The organism is Cyclobacterium plantarum, assembly GCF_011290685.1.
In the GTDB taxonomy this organism is placed as follows: Bacteria; Bacteroidota; Bacteroidia; order Cytophagales; family Cyclobacteriaceae; genus Cyclobacterium; species Cyclobacterium plantarum.
The window spans coordinates 82912-103011 of the sequence record NZ_JAANYN010000001.1 but is presented as its reverse complement, the minus strand read 5'-3'; the positions used below and the strand labels follow the sequence as shown (position 1 = coordinate 103011).

Annotated in this window: 19 protein-coding genes; 5 read left to right on the top strand and 14 right to left on the bottom strand. The window is 41.8% G+C overall.

What is annotated here, in order from left to right; all coding sequences use genetic code 11:
- Position 1 precedes the first annotated feature (1 nt).
- Both G9Q97_RS00425 and G9Q97_RS00420 read left to right on the top strand, forming a co-directional pair.
- Positions 2–373, top strand: coding sequence for a UDP-glucuronosyltransferase (locus G9Q97_RS00425; protein ID WP_166142047.1), 372 nt, complete (start codon positions 2–4; stop codon positions 371–373).
- Between the two features lie 72 nt (positions 374–445).
- Entirely contained in the window at positions 446–1369 is a 924-nt protein-coding gene (locus G9Q97_RS00420) for an AEC family transporter (RefSeq protein ID WP_166142045.1), read from the top strand.
- A gap of 2 nt (positions 1370–1371) precedes the next feature.
- Here G9Q97_RS00420 and G9Q97_RS00415 read toward each other — a convergent pair whose 3' ends face one another.
- From G9Q97_RS00415 to G9Q97_RS00355, 13 genes are all read right to left on the bottom strand, one after another.
- Positions 1372–4374 (bottom strand): AsmA-like C-terminal region-containing protein, encoded by a 3003-nt coding sequence (locus tag G9Q97_RS00415; protein WP_166142043.1) that lies wholly within the window; start codon positions 4372–4374, stop codon positions 1372–1374.
- Between the two features lie 155 nt (positions 4375–4529).
- A complete protein-coding gene (locus G9Q97_RS00410) occupies positions 4530–5138 on the bottom strand; it encodes an NADPH-dependent F420 reductase (RefSeq protein ID WP_166142040.1) in 609 nt (202 codons plus the stop codon).
- Between the two features lie 222 nt (positions 5139–5360).
- Positions 5361–6155: an inositol monophosphatase family protein gene (locus G9Q97_RS00405; protein ID WP_166142038.1), complete on the bottom strand. Its 795-nt coding sequence runs from the start codon at positions 6153–6155 to the stop codon at positions 5361–5363.
- A gap of 2 nt (positions 6156–6157) precedes the next feature.
- Complete coding sequence (gene rsmI, locus G9Q97_RS00400; protein ID WP_166142036.1) at positions 6158–6844, bottom strand: 16S rRNA (cytidine(1402)-2'-O)-methyltransferase; 687 nt, start codon at positions 6842–6844, stop codon at positions 6158–6160.
- Positions 6844–7074 (bottom strand): 4a-hydroxytetrahydrobiopterin dehydratase, encoded by a 231-nt coding sequence (locus G9Q97_RS00395; RefSeq protein WP_166142035.1) that lies wholly within the window; start codon positions 7072–7074, stop codon positions 6844–6846. The genes rsmI and G9Q97_RS00395 overlap by 1 nt, the downstream gene beginning before the upstream one ends.
- A gap of 12 nt (positions 7075–7086) precedes the next feature.
- On the bottom strand, positions 7087–7353 hold the full coding sequence (locus G9Q97_RS00390; protein ID WP_166142033.1) for a DUF493 family protein: 267 nt from the start codon (positions 7351–7353) through the stop codon (positions 7087–7089).
- Positions 7354–7453: 100 nt separating this feature from the next.
- Complete coding sequence (locus tag G9Q97_RS00385; protein WP_166142031.1) at positions 7454–9568, bottom strand: SurA N-terminal domain-containing protein; 2115 nt, start codon at positions 9566–9568, stop codon at positions 7454–7456.
- 94 nt (positions 9569–9662) lie between these two features.
- Entirely contained in the window at positions 9663–10922 is a 1260-nt protein-coding gene (locus G9Q97_RS00380; RefSeq protein WP_166142029.1) for a hemolysin family protein, read from the bottom strand.
- Positions 10922–11134, bottom strand: coding sequence for a hypothetical protein (locus G9Q97_RS00375; protein ID WP_166142027.1), 213 nt, complete (start codon positions 11132–11134; stop codon positions 10922–10924). Before G9Q97_RS00375 ends, G9Q97_RS00380 begins: the two co-directional genes overlap by 1 nt.
- 9 nt (positions 11135–11143) lie before the next feature.
- Positions 11144–11710, bottom strand: coding sequence for an LPS export ABC transporter periplasmic protein LptC (lptC, locus tag G9Q97_RS00370; RefSeq protein WP_166142025.1), 567 nt, complete (start codon positions 11708–11710; stop codon positions 11144–11146).
- Between the two features lie 238 nt (positions 11711–11948).
- Positions 11949–13253, bottom strand: a complete 1305-nt coding sequence (locus G9Q97_RS00365) for a hypothetical protein (protein ID WP_166142023.1) — start codon at positions 13251–13253, stop codon at positions 11949–11951.
- An 11-nt stretch (positions 13254–13264) separates the two neighbouring features.
- Positions 13265–14554, bottom strand: coding sequence for a hypothetical protein (locus G9Q97_RS00360; protein WP_166142021.1), 1290 nt, complete (start codon positions 14552–14554; stop codon positions 13265–13267).
- On the bottom strand, positions 14541–15275 hold the full coding sequence (locus G9Q97_RS00355; RefSeq protein WP_166142019.1) for a type III pantothenate kinase: 735 nt from the start codon (positions 15273–15275) through the stop codon (positions 14541–14543). Before G9Q97_RS00355 ends, G9Q97_RS00360 begins: the two co-directional genes overlap by 14 nt.
- Before the next feature lie 103 nt (positions 15276–15378).
- On the opposite strand from G9Q97_RS00355, the gene G9Q97_RS00350 reads away from it, so the two are divergent.
- The 3 genes from G9Q97_RS00350 to G9Q97_RS00340 all read left to right on the top strand — a co-directional run bounded on the left by G9Q97_RS00350 (position 15379) and on the right by G9Q97_RS00340 (position 19426).
- Positions 15379–16467 carry an anhydro-N-acetylmuramic acid kinase gene (locus G9Q97_RS00350; protein ID WP_166142017.1) on the top strand — a complete coding sequence of 363 codons (1089 nt, stop codon included), beginning with the start codon at positions 15379–15381 and terminating at the stop codon, positions 16465–16467.
- A 25-nt stretch (positions 16468–16492) separates the two neighbouring features.
- Entirely contained in the window at positions 16493–17719 is a 1227-nt protein-coding gene (locus tag G9Q97_RS00345) for a Glu/Leu/Phe/Val dehydrogenase (protein ID WP_166142015.1), read from the top strand.
- 180 nt (positions 17720–17899) lie between these two features.
- Complete coding sequence (locus G9Q97_RS00340; protein WP_166142013.1) at positions 17900–19426, top strand: sodium:proton antiporter; 1527 nt, start codon at positions 17900–17902, stop codon at positions 19424–19426.
- 97 nt (positions 19427–19523) lie between these two features.
- Here G9Q97_RS00340 and G9Q97_RS00335 read toward each other — a convergent pair whose 3' ends face one another.
- On the bottom strand, positions 19524–20096 hold the full coding sequence (locus tag G9Q97_RS00335; protein ID WP_166142011.1) for a carbon storage regulator: 573 nt from the start codon (positions 20094–20096) through the stop codon (positions 19524–19526).
- Between the last annotated feature and the right edge of the window lie 4 nt (positions 20097–20100).

Here is a 20100-nt window from a genome sequence, read left to right as displayed (position 1 = left end):
GATGAATTTCGATTACAAACCGGAAACATACTTTAACGGAACAGGAGCAAGTTCACTTTTGGTCAAACTAACCTACCCGGAAAGTCAATGGGGAGAAGAAATCTGTATTTTTGCCACTGCACTAGATGGTGAAATTTTCTTCGAAATCATTGACTTTTACGGAAATGAATACAAAACCAAGCCAGAATACAGCGATGGACCCCTTCCCCTTCAAGAACTTATTTTGCTGGTAGAGTCCCTTGAAGTAGATCCTGAATCAGAAATGGGCAATATCAATCAAACATTGAAGGGAATCCCTGTTGCCGAAAGCAAATTGTATCCTGAACTGAAGGCTTATTTCAATCAAAAAAGAGCTCATTTTGGATACATCTGATTTTCCAGCCTTTTTTAACCTGTAGTGGGTATTTCCTGCGCATTCATCTAATTTTGGAACCTATATCTACCCATGGCCAACATACTACTTGTTATCATTTCTATTTTGGTGGGCATCTCACTGCAAAGGATCCGGGAGTTTCCCACTGATGCCCCCAAAGCCCTTAATGCTTACTTGATTTATGTGGTGCTGCCTGCCGTTTCCCTGCTCCATATTTCCAAACTGGAGCTCAGCTTTTCCCTACTTTTGCCCATTTCTGTAGCCTGGATTGTTTTTTCCCTAAGCTGGTTACTTTTTGGTTACCTGGGAAAAAAATTTGACTGGAAAAGAAATACCATTGGTTGCCTGATCATATGTGGGGGCCTATCCAATACAGGATTTGTTGGTTATCCTATCATAGAAGCAATTTATGGCATTGAGGGCTTGAAAATTGCTGTTTTGGTAGATCAGCCGGGATCATTTCTGGTGGTTAGCAGTCTGGCCATCATTGTGGCTTCCATCTATGGTGAAGAAAAAATGCGTAAAAGAGATATTTCTAAGAAAATGCTGCTTTTCCCACCCTTCTTATTTTTTATTTTGGCCTTGTTGCTCAACCTGCTTCAAGTGGAGATCAGGGGAATAGTAGAACATGTTCTGAGGAGTTTTTCTGCTACCCTTACACCGATAGCATTGATCGCTGTAGGGCTGCAAATCAAAATCAGGCCTCAAGATATCAGAGACAATTTCCTTTGGTTTGGTTTAGCGCATAAACTGTTTCTGATTCCCCTGGTGATTTTTCTGATCTATTTCTGGATACTTGGGGGTACTCCTGGGCAAAACCTTATTTTTAAGGTAAGTGTCATGGAAGCTGGCATGGCTTCCATGATTACCTCATCCATCATCGCAACTAACTTTAACCTCAGGCCAAAACTTGCTTCGCTCCTGGTAGGCATAGGCATACCCCTGTCATTTTTTACTTTGGCAGGCTGGTATTACCTATTGGAATATCTTCGATAAGATTATTCCGGGTTTGATTTTTCTGGTTCAGCTGTTTTCTTCCTGTTGGTAAACCCTTTTAACAAGTTTTTAACTTCATCCACTGCTTTTTCCTTAGATGATTCAATTAGTTTTTCCGCTTCCTTTTCCACACTATCCCTGGCCACACGAGCCTTCTCACTGATTTCCTGTTTCAGGCTATCTTCCTTGGCTTTAAATTCAGCAGCAATTTGTTCCTGAACATTTTCCTTTTCATTGGTCAACCTGTTTTTCAAGGTATTTGCAAGGTAGCTTTCCAAATTATCAGCAGAGGCCAGGCTTACCTGAGGTTTATTGTAACTACCCCCAACATTGAAAGCCAGTGGAATGGTTGTATTGGAAAGGTCTGTTCCTAAAGCTCCAGATACAAGGTTGTTGATTTGCGAACCGAATTTATTGGCTGGAACATCTACTGCCACCAGATAGTTGATTCTACCATCGAAACCGGTACTTCCCTGAATCCTTGTAGGGTAATCCCAAAGTTGTAACTCAAAGGGGGCGATATTCAACATCCCATCGACGATTTCAGCGCTGATATTCAAGGGTTTCAATCGCAGGGTGGCAGCATCGTTCAGTTTGGTAATGCTGGTAATCCCCTGAATAAGAGGACTATCCCTGATGGCTGTTTCGGCAAGTCGAATGAGGCCTTTTCCATCCAGGCTAGACAATACCGGCATCATATCCTGACCCAATAACCCGGAAAATGAAAACTTCGTTGAAAAATTACCGGTAACATGTTGTGCAATGGGCGCGAATGCCCGAACCGTTACAAATGACTGGAAAGCCTCCTGAACCCCCAGGCTGCTAATGTCCAGTGTCATATCAAAGGAAGGGTGCAGGATATCTCTGGTAGTGTAAGAACCATCAAAAGCAAGAGATCCACCAAGAGTTTTTGTCTTGAATCCTTCCAATCGCAGTACAGCATCTTTAAGGTGCATGCTCCCGCTGGCATCTTCAAGGGTAAGGTTGTCATAGGTAATACGATCCGCTTCTACTTTCATCCTAAAATCAATATTGGCTGGTAATGCCACCAATTCCAGGGATGTAGTATCTGCATCAGCATCTTCCGAATCCGTCATCCACTCATTGACATTGAAATTGCTGGAATAAAGGTTGAGATCACCTTTCAATTCCTGTCCGGCTTCACCCAGAAGGTAAGCCATGTAATTGGACAAGGTCCCATTGGCCTGGACCGGGCTTTTCCCAAATCTGGCATCCATGGAAGAAAGCTGGATGGCCTGTGGACCAAACTCAGTACTGGCTTCATGAATGCGTATTCCCTGGGGATACTCCGGATCTGCAAAGTAAAAATCACTTACTTTCAATTCACCACTTGTGGCCAATTGATTAAACCGTTTCTTTTCAATCGCCTCATAACTTCCACTTGCGTCTATATCAGCCTGGATTCTTCCCTCCAAAACCATTTCCTCCAGAGGTAAAATAGAAGCAATCTTTCCCAAATCTAAAGCACCATGAATAGAAAAATCATAATTCAATGCTTCCAAATTATCGATTAAAAGTTTCCCTGTTATGGTCTCCTCCTCCAATTCAAATCCAAAAGAAGACACATTCACTGTCAGATCCTTCATCTGACCGGTTTTATTCAAGGCCATGGCCTTCACATTTATATTATTCAGGGGTGCTGGATAGGCATTGCTTTTGATAAATCCATCACTAAGAGAAACTTCAGCATCTATTTTTGGAATTTCCCCCGAAAGGGTATCATACCTCCCAGCTGCATCAACATCAATGGCCAACCTACCTTTTAACTCCATGTCTTCCAAAGGAAAAATAGCTGTCATCTCTAACAGGTCCAATGTTCCCTTAAGCTTGGCATCCATCTCATAGTTGACAAGGTCTTTGAGCATAAAACTACCAATGAAAGGCTGGTTTCCAAATTCCAGGGAAAATTTAGAGAGATTAATAGATGTATAATCCAGATTACCTGATTCATTGAGTACCGTCAAATCCATGTTGACATGCTGCACGGGTCTGGGAAGTTCCGGGTATTGAAACATGCCATCATCGATGTTAAGGTTAAACTGGAAGGCCGGAAAGGAACTCTCGTTGTACACTCCCTTGACCATTCCGGAAAAATCCATTTCTCCCGAAGTATTTAAATCCTGAAAAGATTCGGAGTAAATCCCAGGGACCAAAGACAGCACACTCCTGAAATCATTGTTATCGCCATTAAAACGAACGTCTACTTCTATATCGTCAGCGGGCATGGCCAAAAATCCATCCACTCCAAAACCAAATTCATTGAGAGTAAGATTAGCATCCTTGGCTGCAAACCGCATCTCATTCAAGTCCACATTGATTTTCGAATCAATGGTCATCTTCTTCTTTGTGAGGTATTCAATACCTTCGTAGCTGAGGTTGACAATATTTCCCCCACCGCTCAGGTCCAGGTCGTAGACATCTGTGGTGAGCTCACCACTACCCTCCAGGTTCATCTCTGACAAAACCATTATATAATCCAGGCTGCGGTCATCATAGATAAAATTCAGGTTGCGGACCTCAATCAAATCAATACCCAACTGAAAAGCGGAAGGAGTGGGTTCCTCTACTTCCTCCTCTTCAGTTTCAAACATGATGTCATAATTGGCCATTCCGTCTTCCAGCACCTTGACATAAATTTCACCATCCAGCAGGTGAAGGCCTTTCAGACTGGGGTTGTCATCAAAAATCACAGACCAGATATCCAGGTCAACCTGCATTCTTCCCAGATGGACCAGTGTGTCATTTTGGAATGGCGGGTTCCCTTTGATTCCAAATTCACCCATACCGGCTGTCAATTGCGGGAAATTCTTAAAAACACTCAGACTGAGCATATCACGATCATAATAGACCTGTGCGTTTACAGTCTTCGCCAGTTCCTGGTCCAATTTGTTAAAAATCTCATCCTTAAATAAATAAGGAACTGCCGCCAGTACCACCATCAGAATGGCAAATACGGCAATAACGATAAACAAAAGCTTTTTCATAAATGGAGAATTTTCTAAAAATTACAATACGTAATCACTTTGATATATACGCATTTCTACCAATAAGGTATACGGAATTATTTATCACAAAAACGATACCGATCACATGCAGGAAATTGGTACAGGCTAAAAAATTACGATAAAATTCAATAATATCAAACTGACATCAGTCTAAAATGGCAGTCCCCGGATTTGGCCATCGAAATTTCCTTACTGAGGTGGTAAACCGCCTCGAGGAGACAGGCATTTTTAATCATTCCCGCATCAATGGCTTTAAAACCTATCAGCTCAATGAGCTTCTTTAACAGTTGCTTGTCATTGGTGTTATCCCCACAAAAATAAGTTTCCTTAATCAATTCTAAAGGATCTGATTTAGGGTAATCTAATCCTAAATTATTAAAAGCTTTAAAAATTCTTTGATATCCTGTTTTTTCCCTGATATAGGTAGTATTACATTCCAGACTTTCATCATGCACCCCATTGGTACTGTCAATGTACAACTTATCCGGGGAACCGTATTGTTTCAGGTAATCACAAACAACGGGTAAAAACTCATTCTCACAGCAAATGATCACCACATCGGAAGCTGATATGGCATCCGCATAATTCAAAACATAGTGGTTTTGCATCTTGAGTATTTTCCACTCCACTTTTCTGGTACTAAAACCTTCTCTCACACCAAAAACCACATCCATTCCTCTGCCGATAAATTTATTACCCAAATTGGTCGCCAGGTTCGTACCACCTAAAATTCCTATATTCATCTTGATATATTGTTAAACTGATAAGCAGCAATCAACAATTTCTTTCAGTCTTAGCTGGGATAGACCTGGGTGATCAGCTTGTTAAATTGTCTGCTCTTATAAGTAAATGAAAGCTAATCAATTATAGTGAAAATACAAATTATTTTTTCACAGGCGAAATATTTTTTTTCAAATTACCTTTTTTGCATTTAATCACAATATTATATAGTCAAATATTTCTTCCTAAAATGCAAAATGCTCATGAACGGCATCCAGCAGCTCTTTATGAACTTTTCCGTTGCTCGCCAGTATTTGTCGTCCGAAAATAAAATCACTACCTCCCTTTAAATCCGTTACTTTTCCTCCGGCCTGTTGGACGATCAGGGTCCCTGCAGCAACATCATAGGATTGTAAATTGTATTCCAGATAGCCTTCCACCCTACCACAGGCTACATAGCAAAGATCAACTGCAGCCGAACCCAGCCGCCTTAATCCATGGCTGTTTTGAAGGAAAAACTTTAGTAAGTCTAAATACTTGTCGGTTTTCCCTCCAGCATCATAGGGGAATCCGGTAGCCACCAGGCTATTACCCAGGTGAACTGACTTACTAACCCCGATGGGTCTACCATTACAAGTGGAAACGGATCCTTTGTACGCGACAAAACACTCGTCAAGATTGATCTCGTAAACCACTCCCACCAGAATTTCGTTGCGATTTGCCAGCGCAATGGAAACTGCATACACAGGAATACCATGTACAAAATTGGTGGTGCCATCCAGGGGATCTACAATCCAGGTCAGTTCTTTGCCAGAATCAGTCTTAGTGCCTTCCTCGGTAATGAAACCAGCATGTGGTAAAATTTTACTTAACCCCCGAACTATCAATTCTTCAGCCCCTTTATCTACGTAGGAGACCAAATCGTTAAAGCCTTTTTGCTCCACTTTATCCCTATTGAAAGTCGCTCCCTCTTCCCGAATAAAAGCTCCGGCTTGCCGGGCAAGTTCCGCAACATTTTGACTGATCTTTTCTAAATCCATATTTATTCTTTTCCGGCAACAGTAAGTACTATCTCCCCTTTTAAAGTGTGCTCCTGATAGTAATTTAACAACTCAATAAGACTTCCCCTGACATTTTCTTCATGCAATTTTGTGATTTCTCGGCTCACACAGGCCTGCCTTTCGGGACCAAAGGCTTCTGATAGCTGTTGCAGGGTTTTCAACAGGCGATAAGGGGATTCATAAAAGACCATGGTCCGGCTTTCCGATATCAAAGATTCAATTCTGGTTTTTCTGCCTTTTTTATGCGGCAAAAAACCCTCAAATACAAATCGATCGTTTGGTAGACCGGAATTGACGAGTGCAGGGATAATGGCTGTGGCCCCGGGTAAACTACAAATTCCGAAACCAGCAGCAATACTTTCTCTTACGAGTAAAAACCCGGGATCTGAAATACCAGGTGTGCCTGCATCGGTTACCAATGCGAAAACCATACCGTCCGACATCCTATCCAAAATACGGGAAACATTTTTATGTTCGTTATGGATGTGATAGCTTTCCAATGGACGCCTGATGTCAAAATGTTTGAGCAATTTTCCTGAAGTCCTGGTATCTTCCGCCAATATGACATCTGCTTCTTTCAATACATCCAGGGCCCGTAAAGTAATGTCTTTCAGGTTTCCTATTGGAGTGGGAACCAAATACAAACTAATGGAGGAAACCTCATCCATCAATTCAACTCTTCAATGGCTTTTGCCAATTTCCTGTCCTTCTCGGTGATGGTATTCCCCTTATCGTGCGTGGTCAATTCAATGTCTACTTTATTGTACACATTGCTCCAATTAGGGTGATGACCATGGGCTTCTGCCAAAAAGGCTACCCTTGTCATAAAGGCAAATGCCTCTGTAAAATCTTTAAATTCAAAAGTTTGCTTCAATTTATTATTCTCTTCTTTCCACATAAATAGGTATTTTTAAAGTGATATGACACCTTCAATTTTTGCTGCCTTTTCGTACACATCAATGATGGATTGACTATCAGGCATCATGGCCTTGATGGTGGCACTGACGTAATTACCTTTAGATGAAGTCTTTATCTTCATTTCATTATTGGGCAGCAATGCGGCAATTTCACTTTCCTTGCCATTGGGCACAATAAATTTAAACATGTACAAAGCAGGAAAACTATTTTGATCTTCCAGCCTTTCTTTAAATGCCACGGTGTCAAAGTTCTTTTCCATATATTTTTTAACCAAAATTTAGTAAAATTAAATCCCTGAAAACGAAAAAATCCCATTCTTTATAAGAATGGGATTCCATTAAGGGCATATTAAGGGCAGATCAAAAGAATTTATATCGGTAATCCTTAACACCTGCAAGTTCTTCCATCGCCATCATGATCATGTATGAAGTTCTCTGAGAAGCATTGTTGGTAATTTCGTTTTGATAACGGGTGTAATCTGCAATTTCAGGGGCTGGAATAATACTGTTGAGTTCGGCTACAATCACTCCTATATCCTCCTGAATGGGCTTTGTCATTTCACCTGATTCCTGCAGGCCAAAAATGGCTCCAACAGCTTTGGGTGCAAACCCTACTCCTGGCAATGTGCTGGCATTCAGCCGCAAATCTGCTGTGGAACCGATGGAAGCATCAGGAAATGCTTCCTGCATGGCCTCTAATGTTTCCATGCCTTCAATTTTTTCTTTTATGTAGGCAGCTTTTTTGTCGTTTTTAAGTTCTTGGGTAGCCTGGGCCTTGATGTCAGGATTATTGATGCTGCCATCACCTTCCTCTGTCTTATTGGATAACAAAGCTACCACATAGGCATCCTCGAGTTCAAAAACCCTGGAAACCTTTCCAACAGATGCGTCATTAAATGCCCAACGTACAATTTCCCTTGCCCCGCTAAGGTTGTTCAGGGTTCTGGATGTAGGTCCTACATTACTTGCCGATAAAATAGTATAGCCTTCTTTTTCGGCATTTGCCTCAAATGTAGATGGGTTGGAGGAGTTTGCCGCAAAATAATCAGCATTTCTAAATACATCATTCCTGGTTATATCACTGGCAATTAATTCCAATTCAAGTATGGCAACTTTTTGCGTTAGCGTCTGCTGAAGCTCGGTCACTTTAATGATATGGTATCCATACTCTGTTTCTACCAATCTGTTGATAACCCCGGTGGAATTGGCAGAAAAAACAGCATCCGCAAATTCTGTCACAAAATCATCCTTAAAAAACCAACCCAAATCACCGCCACGCTGGGAAGTAGCATCCTGCCCATATTGCGCTGCTGCCACCTCGAAGTTGCCGGTCTCATTGACTTCTGCCAGGACATCCAGGGCCTGTTGCCTTACCTGTTCCTTGTCTTCATCCGTCATACCTTCTGTGCTTAACAAAATATGACTTGCCCGCATACGGGGATCCCCCTCAAATTTATCCGTTATCTTATAAGCCACATAACTGGACGAATTGCTTAAAAAAGGACCATACACCACCCCTTCTTCAGGTTCATCTACATTGTTGGTGAAATTCTGTGGAAGTGGGTCTCCTGGATTTACAGTAATAAAGGGGTTCAGGGCTTCGGAGTTTCTTACAACGAAAGAAGAATCGCTATTGGTCTCCTTAAGCTCCGCAATCAACCCGTTGATCTGGTCCAATGCAGCTGCAGAATCCTCCGCACTGGGGTGAAGTGGAAACCGCACATACCTCAACCCTCTGCTCTCAGTAACTTTGAACTTTTCTTGGTTTTTGCTGATATAAGTCCTGATTTCAGCATCATTTATCTGAACCAGCGAATCGGATACCGAGTAGTAAGGTATGTGAATATGCCTGACATCAGCTATGGTATTTGCGCTTTTATGTTGAAGTTTTGCTTCTGCATTTGTAGCATATTCTGAAACAGCCAACATATTGTCGTATTTGATCCTGAGCCTGGAGTCAGCAAACATTTTTTCCTGCTGGGCCCAAAAGGCCTGTTGCTGGGGATCTGCGTTTTCCAGGGACTGCAGAAAGGTAATCAACTGCTCCCGGTCAAATTCTCCTGTCTGGGGATTGGTCAGCTGACGTCTCAGTTCTCCAATGATGTTTTTACCCTGGACCATATCCACCAGCTCATCATCTGACACCTGCATACCCAGTTCTTCGTACTGTGTCGCAAAGATCTTTTCAACGATAAGGGCCTGCCAGGCCTGGTCCCTGATACTAGACAAATCGCTTTCTGACGGATTTCTCCCTGTATTCTGCTGAAACCTCATTTTGGTTTGTTCAATTCGCTGAACATATTCATCATAGGATATGTCTTCACCGGCAATTTCTCCCACAGTGGTCCGGTCGGATCCCAAAATCATGGAATTCGGACCCAGAATATCTCCTCCTACTAAAAAGAAAATCAGTCCTACTGCAATAACACCGATCGCAAGACCTGTCCTTTGTCTAATTTGTTTTATTAATGCCATTCTCCTGTTTTTTGAAGTGTCGCAAAATAATTACATATAGCGGTAAATTCAAAATATTACCGCATCTATAAATCAAGTATTTCCACAACACGGGTTAATCTATGTTAATTTTGATGGTATCTATCCGGTGATCCTGCTTGGACACCACGGTAAAAGTAAAAGGCCCATAACTTACAGACTCCCCTTTTTGGGGAATACTCTCCGTGAGCGACAAAATAAACCCGGCCAAAGTCTCAAATTCTCCTTCCGGCAAATTCCATTCATATTTTTCGTTGATATAATCAATTTCATGCCTGGCACTTAACAGGTATTCATTATTTGATACCTTTTGTTCAATCAGATCATCATTATCGTACTCATCCTCGATTTCACCAAAGATCTCCTCAATGATGTCTTCCATGCTTACTATGCCGCTTGTGCCTCCAAATTCATCCACTACCAAGGCAAGACTTTTTCTTTCCTTAATGAACTGGACCAACAGCTCATTGGCAAGTGCAGATTCAGGTACGATGATTATTGGCGTAAGGATATCCTCAATGGTTTTAGGCTTTTTAAAAAGCTCAAGGTGGTGACAATATCCAATAACATCATCAATCGTCTCTTTGTAAATGATGATTTTGGAATGGCCGCTCTCCACAAAAACCTCTTTTAGTTCTGGGATGTTATCCTCCACTTCCACTGCGACAATGTCCGTTCGGGGCACCATACATTCCCTGACTTTAACTTTTTTAAAGTCTACCGCATTGTCAAAAATCTTTGCATCAATGTCCACGTCTTCCCCTTTGGGGTCAAGGTAATTCTGAATGAAACGGTTTAAATCCGTAATGGTAAAAGCTGGCTTCTCCTCATTGTATTCCAATTTGAGTACCTTTACAATGACAAATTTGGAAAGACCCACTACTACCCAAACAATGGGGTACAGGATATAATAAATCACCGCAAAAGGGAACGAAAAAAAGGCAAGCAGACTGTTAGGGTTGAGGATGAAAATACTTTTGGGAATAAATTCAGCGGTAATAAGTACCACAAGGGTAGACACCACGGTTTGTACAATCATTACCCCTGCCTCGGTATTCAATGAATCCGGCAGCAAAAACCCGATAGGAGGACCCAGTAAATAGGCCATAAAAATCCCGTAAAGTACCAGGCTGATGGTATTTCCCATCAAAGTGGTTCCAATGAACTGACCTGGATTCTGGATAAAATTGGATAATATTTTACCGGAAATTTTACCTTGCTTGCTTTGCAATTCTATGTGCAGCCTATTCGCTGAAACAAAGGCTATTTCCATTCCGGAAAAAAGTGCCGAAAAGAACAAACTGACCAACACCATCAATAAATATTGATCTCCCATCAGTTCTTATTCCTTTTTTTACTTCCGGATTTTTGTTGATTTTTGGCTGATTCTTCCACCTTGTTTTTACGGTACATGTGCCAAAACAGCAAGACGACTGCAAACATAAACAGAGGATAGGAGGCCATGATACCAGCTTTCATGGTAAGGTGCGCCCCAATGACCACTAAAGCTGCCGCCAAAGCCAATAAAATGGTACTCGTGATTTTCATAAATCTGAATTAAAGGACATTTTCAATTCTTCCTGTCACCTTTTTAAATTTATAATCATTAAAACCCTCATCTGCTTCCATTCCTGTACCTTTGATGGTTCTGTCGGGTTCTTCCACGGTTACAAATTTATCGGTATAAATTTTTTTCTTTGCGCGATCCCAAAAGAGTTCTTCGGAAGACAATTTTTGCTCCTTCAATATATTGTGGACCTGCACATCTCCCTCACCCCGGTAGAGGTTGTTTTTACGGTCATAATAGCCTCTGTCGGCCCGTATCGTCGTGCTTAGGGTGCCATCCTTCTCAAAGAAATGAATCACAATCCCCTCTGGAAATTCATTATCACCATTCCTGAATTCAAGTTGCTTATCTGCCATCAATTTTGTCCTTACCAGAGCAGAGTCGCTGTGAAGCAATTCCATTTGGTGGCTGGTCCTTATAGGACCTTCATAGGTTTCCAACTGGCTTTTATCCACGTCTTCCCTACAGGAAACTATTCCAGCCAAAATCAAAGGCAATAACAATCCATAGTACCCCCTAAAGAAAAAACTGAAGGAATATGAAAATTTAATTTTCATATTTCCGATAATGCGGTTCAAAATACGCGATACCATAATCTTGATACAAAGGTAAGTACAATTTTTATAGTAATGCCTTCTTTAACCAAGCAATACTGTATCAATTGACGAATGATGGGCAATAAGGTTTGTTTTCTATCCCAAAAACCCTTTTGGATTCCGTTATTCGGAAACAAAAAAGGCGGTAAATCTACCGCCTTTCTTTTAGTGTACCCTGATCAGTCAGGCTTTCATCGTATCAATCTCTTGTAGCCAGTGTAACAGTCTGTCCAACCCAACAACCTGTGTTGATGGTATCACCTACCTGATATCCCTCGGTAAACAATTCCTCTTTAGATGGGAACCTGGCTTTTGCATTAGCCATACCTTCATTGTTACCTGCTCTGGCATATTCGTTGTATGCGGCAATGTATATGGAATAATCCTTCACCCGACTTTCACCACCTTTACATTCATTGGAAGAGGACATGATCAATCCTGCGATAAAGGAATGTGCGTCTGCCTCGCGCTCCCCATTCATCTCTGCAGCTTTCAAAGCAGAGGAACGGGCCTGGCTTTTTCTGCCTAGGTTTGCGTGTACTTTGGCCATGTCCCAATGAATTTCAGCTTTCTGCTCATCGGTTTCTGCAAGGGTAAGTGCTTTTTCGAAAAGCTCTCCTGCCTTGGCATATTCTGAATTTTGCATATAACGCATTCCCCTGACCTGAGAAGTGCTGAAAGTAGGACTGTCATTATCGATGGTCTCCAGGGCGGCCAGAAAAATATCACTGCTGGTACATTTCTCCTTAATGGAATACTGGAAAATTTGTTTTGCCAATTTCAAATTGGTGGGGTCTGCCTTTAGCTTGGGCCCCATATTATTTTCTATAAAATCACAGTCGATAATTTCCATGGCAGCAAGCAACTGCTCCAATGTAGATTTGGATCTGGATACATCTGTTCCTGCAGCCTCATCTTCATCCAATTTGCTGGTGATAAATTCGTATTTTTCGATGATTTCTTCAGGAGTGTAGGCTTTATTGTAAGCAAAATTTCTGTAAACCGCATCAAAATAAGCTGCATTGAGCGAAGATGGCTCCAATTTACCATGAATATCGATGGTTCTTTCAAAAAGATCTACCGCAATGTTTACTTTGTCTTTGTTACCTTTGTAATACTTGTAGGCATAATAAGCTTTATTGGCAATCCAATTGGCCTCATTGTCATACAATTCTTTCCTCAAATCATAAATCGTCAATACAGAATCCTGATAGACACTTATTTTGGCTTCATCGGATGCTTTTTCGGCAGCTCCTTCGTAGACTTTTACACCATTGATGTAAAGCGCCTCATTTAAATCCGGAGCGTTGACCAACAGCCAATGTAAAGGTCCTTTGGCTTTCAAAAACTCTTCAGCTTTTAAATAGTCATTGTAGGCTGCATTGTACTCTCTGGCTTTGGCTTCCATTTCTGTGTCTGCAGGCCAATTCCAACCTTCCTGTGCCTGTACCAATCCTACAAGTAGGAAGGACAAACATCCGATAATTGCCGATTTAATTTTCATGTTTGTCAACATCATTCAAATACTTTTTTGTAAAACCAACTGTTGTCATTTATTGATATCCCTAAAGAAACTTTAAAATAATTTTCTCTAACTAATCCATCGTTTACTGTTCCTCTTGTTCCTACCTTAACTGCCAAATTCAATAACGATAAACTATATATCGGAAGAGAAGTACCAAAATTAATGCCAATATCATCAATCTGGTTTTGGTTCAGCAGATAGGGCAATCTTTCATATTCAATTCCAGCCCTAAAGGTAGACCTGCTCAGCATACTCTCCAAAGAGAAGGCGTCGGGAATGTATTGCCCTCCCAATGATAGTTTGTAGGCATTTCCAAGGTTGCTTTGACTGGCATTAAAACCCCTGTAATCAGAAAAGTCCTGAAACTGCGCTTCAACACCTATAGCAAATTTATTAATTTTTTCATAAGTTACACCATAACCTATCTTATTAGGCAAGAAAATACTTCCGGAAACGTCATCCGAAATCACATCCCCGGGTGAATTGGGAATGCTAGCTTGGCCCGATTCTCCCATTTTTGCAAATTCTTTTCCACTAATATCACCAAAAATATGATAAATGGCACCTAAATTAAGGTATTTCTGTTCGCCAAGTTGCTGGGCATAGTAAATACTTCCCTTAAAGGTAACATCACTGAAGGTCAGTCTTTCATAATATTCAGATGAAATGCCTATGCCGTTTAAGTCCTCATCAAGTAAATCCAGTTGATTGGTTCTGATCGTTGAGCCGAAGGTATATGCACCCTCTACACCCAGACTCAAATTTTTGTATACCTGAAATCCACCCTGAAGATACACCTGGCTCAACCCCCCTTTCCCTTCTATCCTATTTTGGGAGACCAGGGAGGTATTGGTTACCGGTGAATTGACGGTAATGTTATAATCTACTCCAGTAAGTTGATTTAAGCCCAATCCCAGAGTAAACTTCCTTGGAATGACGGGAAAGGACATGGCAACATAGCTGAGACCCCCTCCGTCCAATACTTCTGAATTGGACTCGGTGGCTGCAGACAGTTGGTTGTAATTGAAGGCTGCCTGAAAACTGTAAGCGCCATTTTTAACAGAAATGGCTGGGTTCACATGGTTTACACTATAACTGTTCCCAAAACTTATGCCCATTCCTCCCATACCCTGATTCTGGGTGAGGCCGGAATTATTGAAAACACCTACCCCCAGGGAACTGTAGGTTGATGAAGTGAATTGAGCAAAACTATGGGTAGAAATGGCAATAAAACCCAGGAACAACCCGAGTGTGGCCAAAATTAATTTATTTTTCGACATTGTATGTTAATATTCTGTCCAATCCGTACAGGACCAAATTGGGGATTACAAATATGTGGTCTTTTATTAAGCTTTCAAAGATTTCGGCATCTCCTCCACAAATAAAGACATAAACTTGGCCGAAAGCTTCCTGGTAATACCTGATGTATGCGCTCATTTCTCCCGCCACACCGTGGAAAATACCGGACTGCATGCAGCTTACAGTATCCCTCCCTGTAATTGGAATATTTTCTCCAGTTGTCAGGTGCACCAGGGGCAGCCTGGCCGTAAACTCATGCATGGATCTGGCTCTTAAAGATACTCCTGGAGATATTGCCCCTCCCTGATACTTGTTTTCTCCATCCAGAAAATCATAAGTGATGCAGGTTCCAAGATCTATACATAAAACCGGTCCCTTGTTTTTCAAGGCCCTACCGCCTACTACCGCCGCCAGCCTGTCCAGGCCCAGGCTCCCGGGACTGGCATACGCATTGAAAATGGGCAAAGGTGTATTATGGTCGAAAAAAAGAAAAGGAATGTTGAATATTTCTTTCAGCTCATTTTCATTCCATTTTACAGAGACCATGATCACCTGCTCACCTACTTTTGGTCTAAAATATGCCTGGAAAGACAATAAATCAGTAAAGGATTTGGTTTCCAACAATTTACCATTGAGGAATACACCGCTTTTGATCCTGGTATTTCCGATGTCTATTGCCCAATGCCTTAAATTCTTTTCCATTTCTTTTCAAAAACCACTTCAAAATTAGTCAATTTACCTTGGAGGCTGCTGAATGAAATGTTATTTTTAAGTTTAGAAAGACCTTTTTAACAAACTTTAACCCATGGATGAACCAAAGTGGTATGAAGTGGTCGGGCTCATGTCCGGTACTTCAGGTGACGGGCTGGATCTTGCTTTCTGTAAGTTTTGGAAAAATGACGCCTGGTCTTTTGAGATCCAAAAAGCAACGACCATCCCTTTTCCGGAAAAGCTTGAGCAATCCCTCAAGTCGGCACACCTTTTGGATGCAGCTTCCCTTGAAATTTTAGACATTGAATTTGGTACCTGGATGGGGAATAAGGTGAAAGTTGTATGTGATTCCAGTGGCCTTCAGCCATCAGCTATTGCTTCCCATGGACATACCGTGTTTCACCAACCCAGTAAGGGAATGACCAAACAAATCGGAGATGGTTTTGCTTTGTGGCAATCATCGGGAATTCCTGTGATTAACGATTTTAGAAAATTGGACGTGATCCTTGGGGGCCAGGGAGCGCCTTTGGTGCCCGTAGGGGATGAATTGCTTTTCCCAAATTATGATTATGCACTCAATTTGGGAGGCATAGCCAATATTTCTATGGAGGTTGACAAGCAAAGAAAAGCCTTTGACACCTGCCCCTTCAATCTTTTGTTCAATTATTTTGCCCAAAAGGCCGGCAAAGCTTTTGATGCCAATGGAGACCTTGCCAGAACGGGAAAGGTCAGTGCTGAGCTGCTTGCTGCACTGGAAAAGCTCCCCTACTACAGGCTTTCAGGGGCAAGATCATTGGGAAGAGAGGACATAGAAAAAGATTTTATACCTACCCTCGAAAGTGTGGATACCTCAGTTCCTGATACCCTGGCGACCTTGTCGGAACATTTTGCAAGATGCATATCGGAAATCCTGTTGCAACAAAAAAACACAGGCGATCAAAAAAAATTGCTCGTAACCGGGGGTGGGGCATATAATACTTTTTTCATTGAAAACCTTTCTGCAAAAATCCAGCCTCGGATCGAGGTAAGCCTTCCTGAAAACCAAATCATAGACTTTAAAGAAGCACTCGTATTTGCATTTCTGGGGGTATTGAGATGGAGAGGAGAAAACAATTGCCTGGCTTCGGTTACTGCTGCTTCCAGAGACAGCAGCGGAGGCACCATGTACGGGTTTTTTTCCTGAATAATAAATCTAAACCAATAAATTTATGAGAGAACTGCTTAAAAAATTTGAAAATCAGCAGCCCGAAATTGTTTTTGAATGGAGTGATAGCGAATCGGAGGCGGAAGGATGGCTGGTGATCAATTCGCTTAGAGGGGGTGCCGCCGGAGGGGACACCCGCATGAAAAAAGGGTTGGAAAAAAAGGATGTCATCCAACTCGCCAAAAATACAGCCATAAAATATACTATTTCTGGCCCCCAAATCGGAGGGGCAAAGGCAGGCATTAACTTCGACCCGGAAGACCCCAGGAAAGAGGAAGTGCTCAAAAGGTGGTTCAAAGTCGTTTCGCCCATCTTAAAAAGCTATTTCGGAACCAGTGCAGGCATAAATATCGATGAAGACCAAGAATTGATTCCCTTGACCGAAAGTTTTGGCCTTTGGCATCCACAGGAGGGCGTTGTTGATGCGCATTTCAAAGCCGAAGAACCCAAAAAAATCAGGAAAATTGGGCAGTTGAGATATGGCTTATCTAAAATCATTGAAAACCCCGAATTTTCTCCTTCGCCTACCTTCAGGATTCGCACCAGCCTTATGATCACCGGATATGGACTTGCCCAGACAGTCATCCATTATTACAAACTTTGGGGTGGTTCTCTGGAAGGAAAAAAAGCCATCATTCAGGGCTGGGGCAATGTCGGATCGGCTGCGGCTTTTTTTCTTTCCAGGGCCGGCGTGAAAATTGTCGGCATCATTTCCCTGGAAGGAGGCATTATAGACAAAAATGGCCTTGATCCTGATGACATCATTAAATTGTATGTGAACAAGGACAAAAACAAGTTAATTAGTAGAAAACTCATTCCATTTGAAACCGCCAACAAAACCATTTGGGATTTATCTGCAGATATTTTCGTGCCAGCAGCCAAATCCAGGCTAATCACCAAGCCTCAATTGGAAACAATGATTGCCGGAGGATTGGAATTGATTGCCAGCGGCGCTAATTTCCCCTTTGCCGAAAATGATATTTTCATGGGACCTGTCAGTACAATGGCTGATGATCAGCTATCTTTGATTCCAGATTTTATTTCCAATGTAGGTATTGCGAGAATGGCTGCCTACCTGATGTCAGAAAAAGCACAGTTGACCGATGAGGCTATTTTTCAGGATGTGAGTAAAACCATTTTCAAGGCACTAAAAAAATGTCACGAAACCAATCCAAATAAGACCCAAATTGCCCGAACAGCATTGGAATTAGCCCTTGCAAAGCTGCAATAAATACCTATATGACATAAAGCGGTCAAAAAATCAGGATATTTTTTGACCGCTCCCAAGAATTTATTTGGTACCTAATACACAAAATAGCTAGTTTAGGGGAATTTTATTTCAACCAACTGTTTTTTCAACACACTTGAAAAGACCTGACTTAATCATTCTTCGAACAATAATATCAAGTGAATGAAGAAATATTTTGCTTCATGGCTCCTTATATTAGGCCTGCTAACAACCGGAGCCATAAGCTTCACTCATGCCCAGTCATTTACCTCTCAAGGATTTATAGCTCAGACAGACGAACAGGTAGAACCTTCCCGGGAAACAGAAGATTCGCCTCAATCTGTACTTGAACCGGCACATGAAGATACACATGGCCATGCTCCGGGATGGTTGGTTATACCATTTGTAGTCCTGCTATTAATGATAGCCACCGGGCCATTGTTTTACGAGCATTTCTGGCACCACAACTATCCAAAAATAGCTGTCAGTCTGGCGATAATAGTGGTGCTATACTATCTTTTTGTACTGCATAATGTACACAATCCGGTGCATGCACTGGCCGAATACATACAGTTCATTGCCCTGCTCGCATCCTTGTTTATCGCTTCCGGAGGAATATTGATCCAGGTGGATAAAAAATCAACACCCATAGCCAATGTACTCCTCCTGCTGATCGGGGCGCTTATATCCAACCTTATCGGTACCACCGGCGCATCCATGTTGCTGATCAGGCCCTTTATCCGATTGAATAAGAACAACATACAGCCCTATCACATCATTTTCTTTATTTTTATGGTCAGTAATGTAGGTGGCTCCTTAACACCCATTGGAGACCCCCCCCTTTTCCTGGGTTTTCTTAAGGGTGTTCCCTTTTTCTGGACCCTTGAGCACAACTGGCCTGCCTGGATCCTTGCACTGACCATCTTATCTGTGATATTTTATTTTGTCGACAGAAAATTTGGTAAAAACGGTGCACAAGAAGCACTGGAGGAAGAAAATCATTTCACCAATAAAATTTCTCTTACCGGCACCAAAAATTTCTTTTGGTTACTGCTGATCATCATATCTGTATTTTTGGACCCCAATGTACTGGAATGGGTTCCTGCCATTCATTATGATGGTCAGAAATTCAGTTTTATAAGAGAAACGATCATGTTTTCAGTTGCCTATTTCTCTTTTAGGTTTGCGGACAAAAAAGCCCTTCAGGGAAATGAATTCAATTTTGAGCCAATTAGGGAGGTTGCCTTTATCTTTATTGGCATATTTGGTACCATGATGCCTGCGCTTGAGCTTGTAGGTACCTTCGCCCAATCCGAGGAAGGAGCGGCCATGATCACTTATAATAGCCTCTACTGGGGAACCGGATTACTGTCAGGATTCCTGGACAATGCTCCAACTTATTTGAATTTTCTGGCAGCAGCCATGGCCTCTCAGGGTGCCGACATCAATATTATTCAACATGTGAAGGATTTTGCCCTGGACAATTATGTGGAGTCTTCCTTTGAGCTGATGGCCATCTCCATCGCTTCGGTGTTTTTTGGGGCCATGACTTATATTGGAAATGGTCCAAATTTTATGGTGAAGTCCATTGCTGAGCAGAGTGGGATCAAGATGCCTTCCTTCTTTGGATATATCCTGAGATTTTCCATTCCTATTTTACTTCCCATTCTATTGATCACCTGGCTGGTCTTTTTTGCCTTTGCCGGGTAGCTTGGTCTGTTCGGAATTTGCTATATGATCTTATGCATTCAGCATCCGGGAAATCGGTGTACATTCAGTCCAACACGGCAGTTTAAACACCAATCGTTTACTCTGCTATATCAGCTTGAACTTCCAGGCTGGTTCCCGCTAAAAACCAGACCTTTTGAATGCCTTCCATGCTGTAAGAAGAAAGGTTCTCATTTTCATCAAATGCCAACTCCCCATACACTTCTGAGTGGTAAAAAAGGTTGTCCTTGATCGCTACAACACCAATTTCACTAACCTTTCCACCTTTTTTGACAACTTTGATCTCCCGGATATTATTTTTCTCTCCGGGTTTCAGGGAATGAATCAGCATTTGACCTTCTTCTTTGGTCAGGTAGGCTGATGCCAAGGCCGCCTTATTGATGTCAGCCTGAAAAAAGAAATCCAATTCCTTCCTCCAGGTTGCGGTATCGGGAATAAATTTTACCCGCTCTTCTTCTTCATTAAACCGAATCGTTTTGATCACCTCATCTCCAGAACTGTTTTCAATCTTTTGCTCCAGAAAATCTGTTAAAGGAAAATAGGCATCGATCTGAGTAGGGTTGGAAAAGGGCACCTGCTCTTCCTTGTTACAGGAAACACCTGAACAAATTGCCACGAAAACCCAAAAAAAACCTTTCAGAGCGCTTTTCATGGTG

What these genes read in the sequence shown, in the direction of transcription:
- G9Q97_RS00360 (WP_166142021.1), bottom strand. Translation starts at nt 14,554, where the DNA reads ATGTCGAAAAATAAATTAATTTTGGCCACACTCGGGTTGTTCCTGGGT.
- G9Q97_RS00425 (WP_166142047.1), top strand. Translation starts at nt 2, where the DNA reads ATGAATTTCGATTACAAACCGGAAACATACTTTAACGGAACAGGAGCA.
- G9Q97_RS00390 (WP_166142033.1), bottom strand. Translation starts at nt 7,353, where the DNA reads ATGGAAAAGAACTTTGACACCGTGGCATTTAAAGAAAGGCTGGAAGAT.
- G9Q97_RS00350 (WP_166142017.1), top strand. Translation starts at nt 15,379, where the DNA reads ATGGATGAACCAAAGTGGTATGAAGTGGTCGGGCTCATGTCCGGTACT.
- G9Q97_RS00355 (WP_166142019.1), bottom strand. Translation starts at nt 15,275, where the DNA reads ATGGAAAAGAATTTAAGGCATTGGGCAATAGACATCGGAAATACCAGG.
- G9Q97_RS00380 (WP_166142029.1), bottom strand. Translation starts at nt 10,922, where the DNA reads ATGGGAGATCAATATTTATTGATGGTGTTGGTCAGTTTGTTCTTTTCG.
- G9Q97_RS00410 (WP_166142040.1), bottom strand. Translation starts at nt 5,138, where the DNA reads ATGAATATAGGAATTTTAGGTGGTACGAACCTGGCGACCAATTTGGGT.
- G9Q97_RS00395 (WP_166142035.1), bottom strand. Translation starts at nt 7,074, where the DNA reads ATGTGGAAAGAAGAGAATAATAAATTGAAGCAAACTTTTGAATTTAAA.
- rsmI (WP_166142036.1), bottom strand. Translation starts at nt 6,844, where the DNA reads ATGGATGAGGTTTCCTCCATTAGTTTGTATTTGGTTCCCACTCCAATA.
- G9Q97_RS00335 (WP_166142011.1), bottom strand. Translation starts at nt 20,096, where the DNA reads ATGAAAAGCGCTCTGAAAGGTTTTTTTTGGGTTTTCGTGGCAATTTGT.
- G9Q97_RS00385 (WP_166142031.1), bottom strand. Translation starts at nt 9,568, where the DNA reads ATGGCATTAATAAAACAAATTAGACAAAGGACAGGTCTTGCGATCGGT.
- G9Q97_RS00420 (WP_166142045.1), top strand. Translation starts at nt 446, where the DNA reads ATGGCCAACATACTACTTGTTATCATTTCTATTTTGGTGGGCATCTCA.
- G9Q97_RS00345 (WP_166142015.1), top strand. Translation starts at nt 16,493, where the DNA reads ATGAGAGAACTGCTTAAAAAATTTGAAAATCAGCAGCCCGAAATTGTT.
- G9Q97_RS00375 (WP_166142027.1), bottom strand. Translation starts at nt 11,134, where the DNA reads ATGAAAATCACGAGTACCATTTTATTGGCTTTGGCGGCAGCTTTAGTG.
- lptC (WP_166142025.1), bottom strand. Translation starts at nt 11,710, where the DNA reads ATGAAAATTAAATTTTCATATTCCTTCAGTTTTTTCTTTAGGGGGTAC.
- G9Q97_RS00415 (WP_166142043.1), bottom strand. Translation starts at nt 4,374, where the DNA reads ATGAAAAAGCTTTTGTTTATCGTTATTGCCGTATTTGCCATTCTGATG.
- G9Q97_RS00340 (WP_166142013.1), top strand. Translation starts at nt 17,900, where the DNA reads ATGAAGAAATATTTTGCTTCATGGCTCCTTATATTAGGCCTGCTAACA.
- G9Q97_RS00365 (WP_166142023.1), bottom strand. Translation starts at nt 13,253, where the DNA reads ATGAAAATTAAATCGGCAATTATCGGATGTTTGTCCTTCCTACTTGTA.
- G9Q97_RS00405 (WP_166142038.1), bottom strand. Translation starts at nt 6,155, where the DNA reads ATGGATTTAGAAAAGATCAGTCAAAATGTTGCGGAACTTGCCCGGCAA.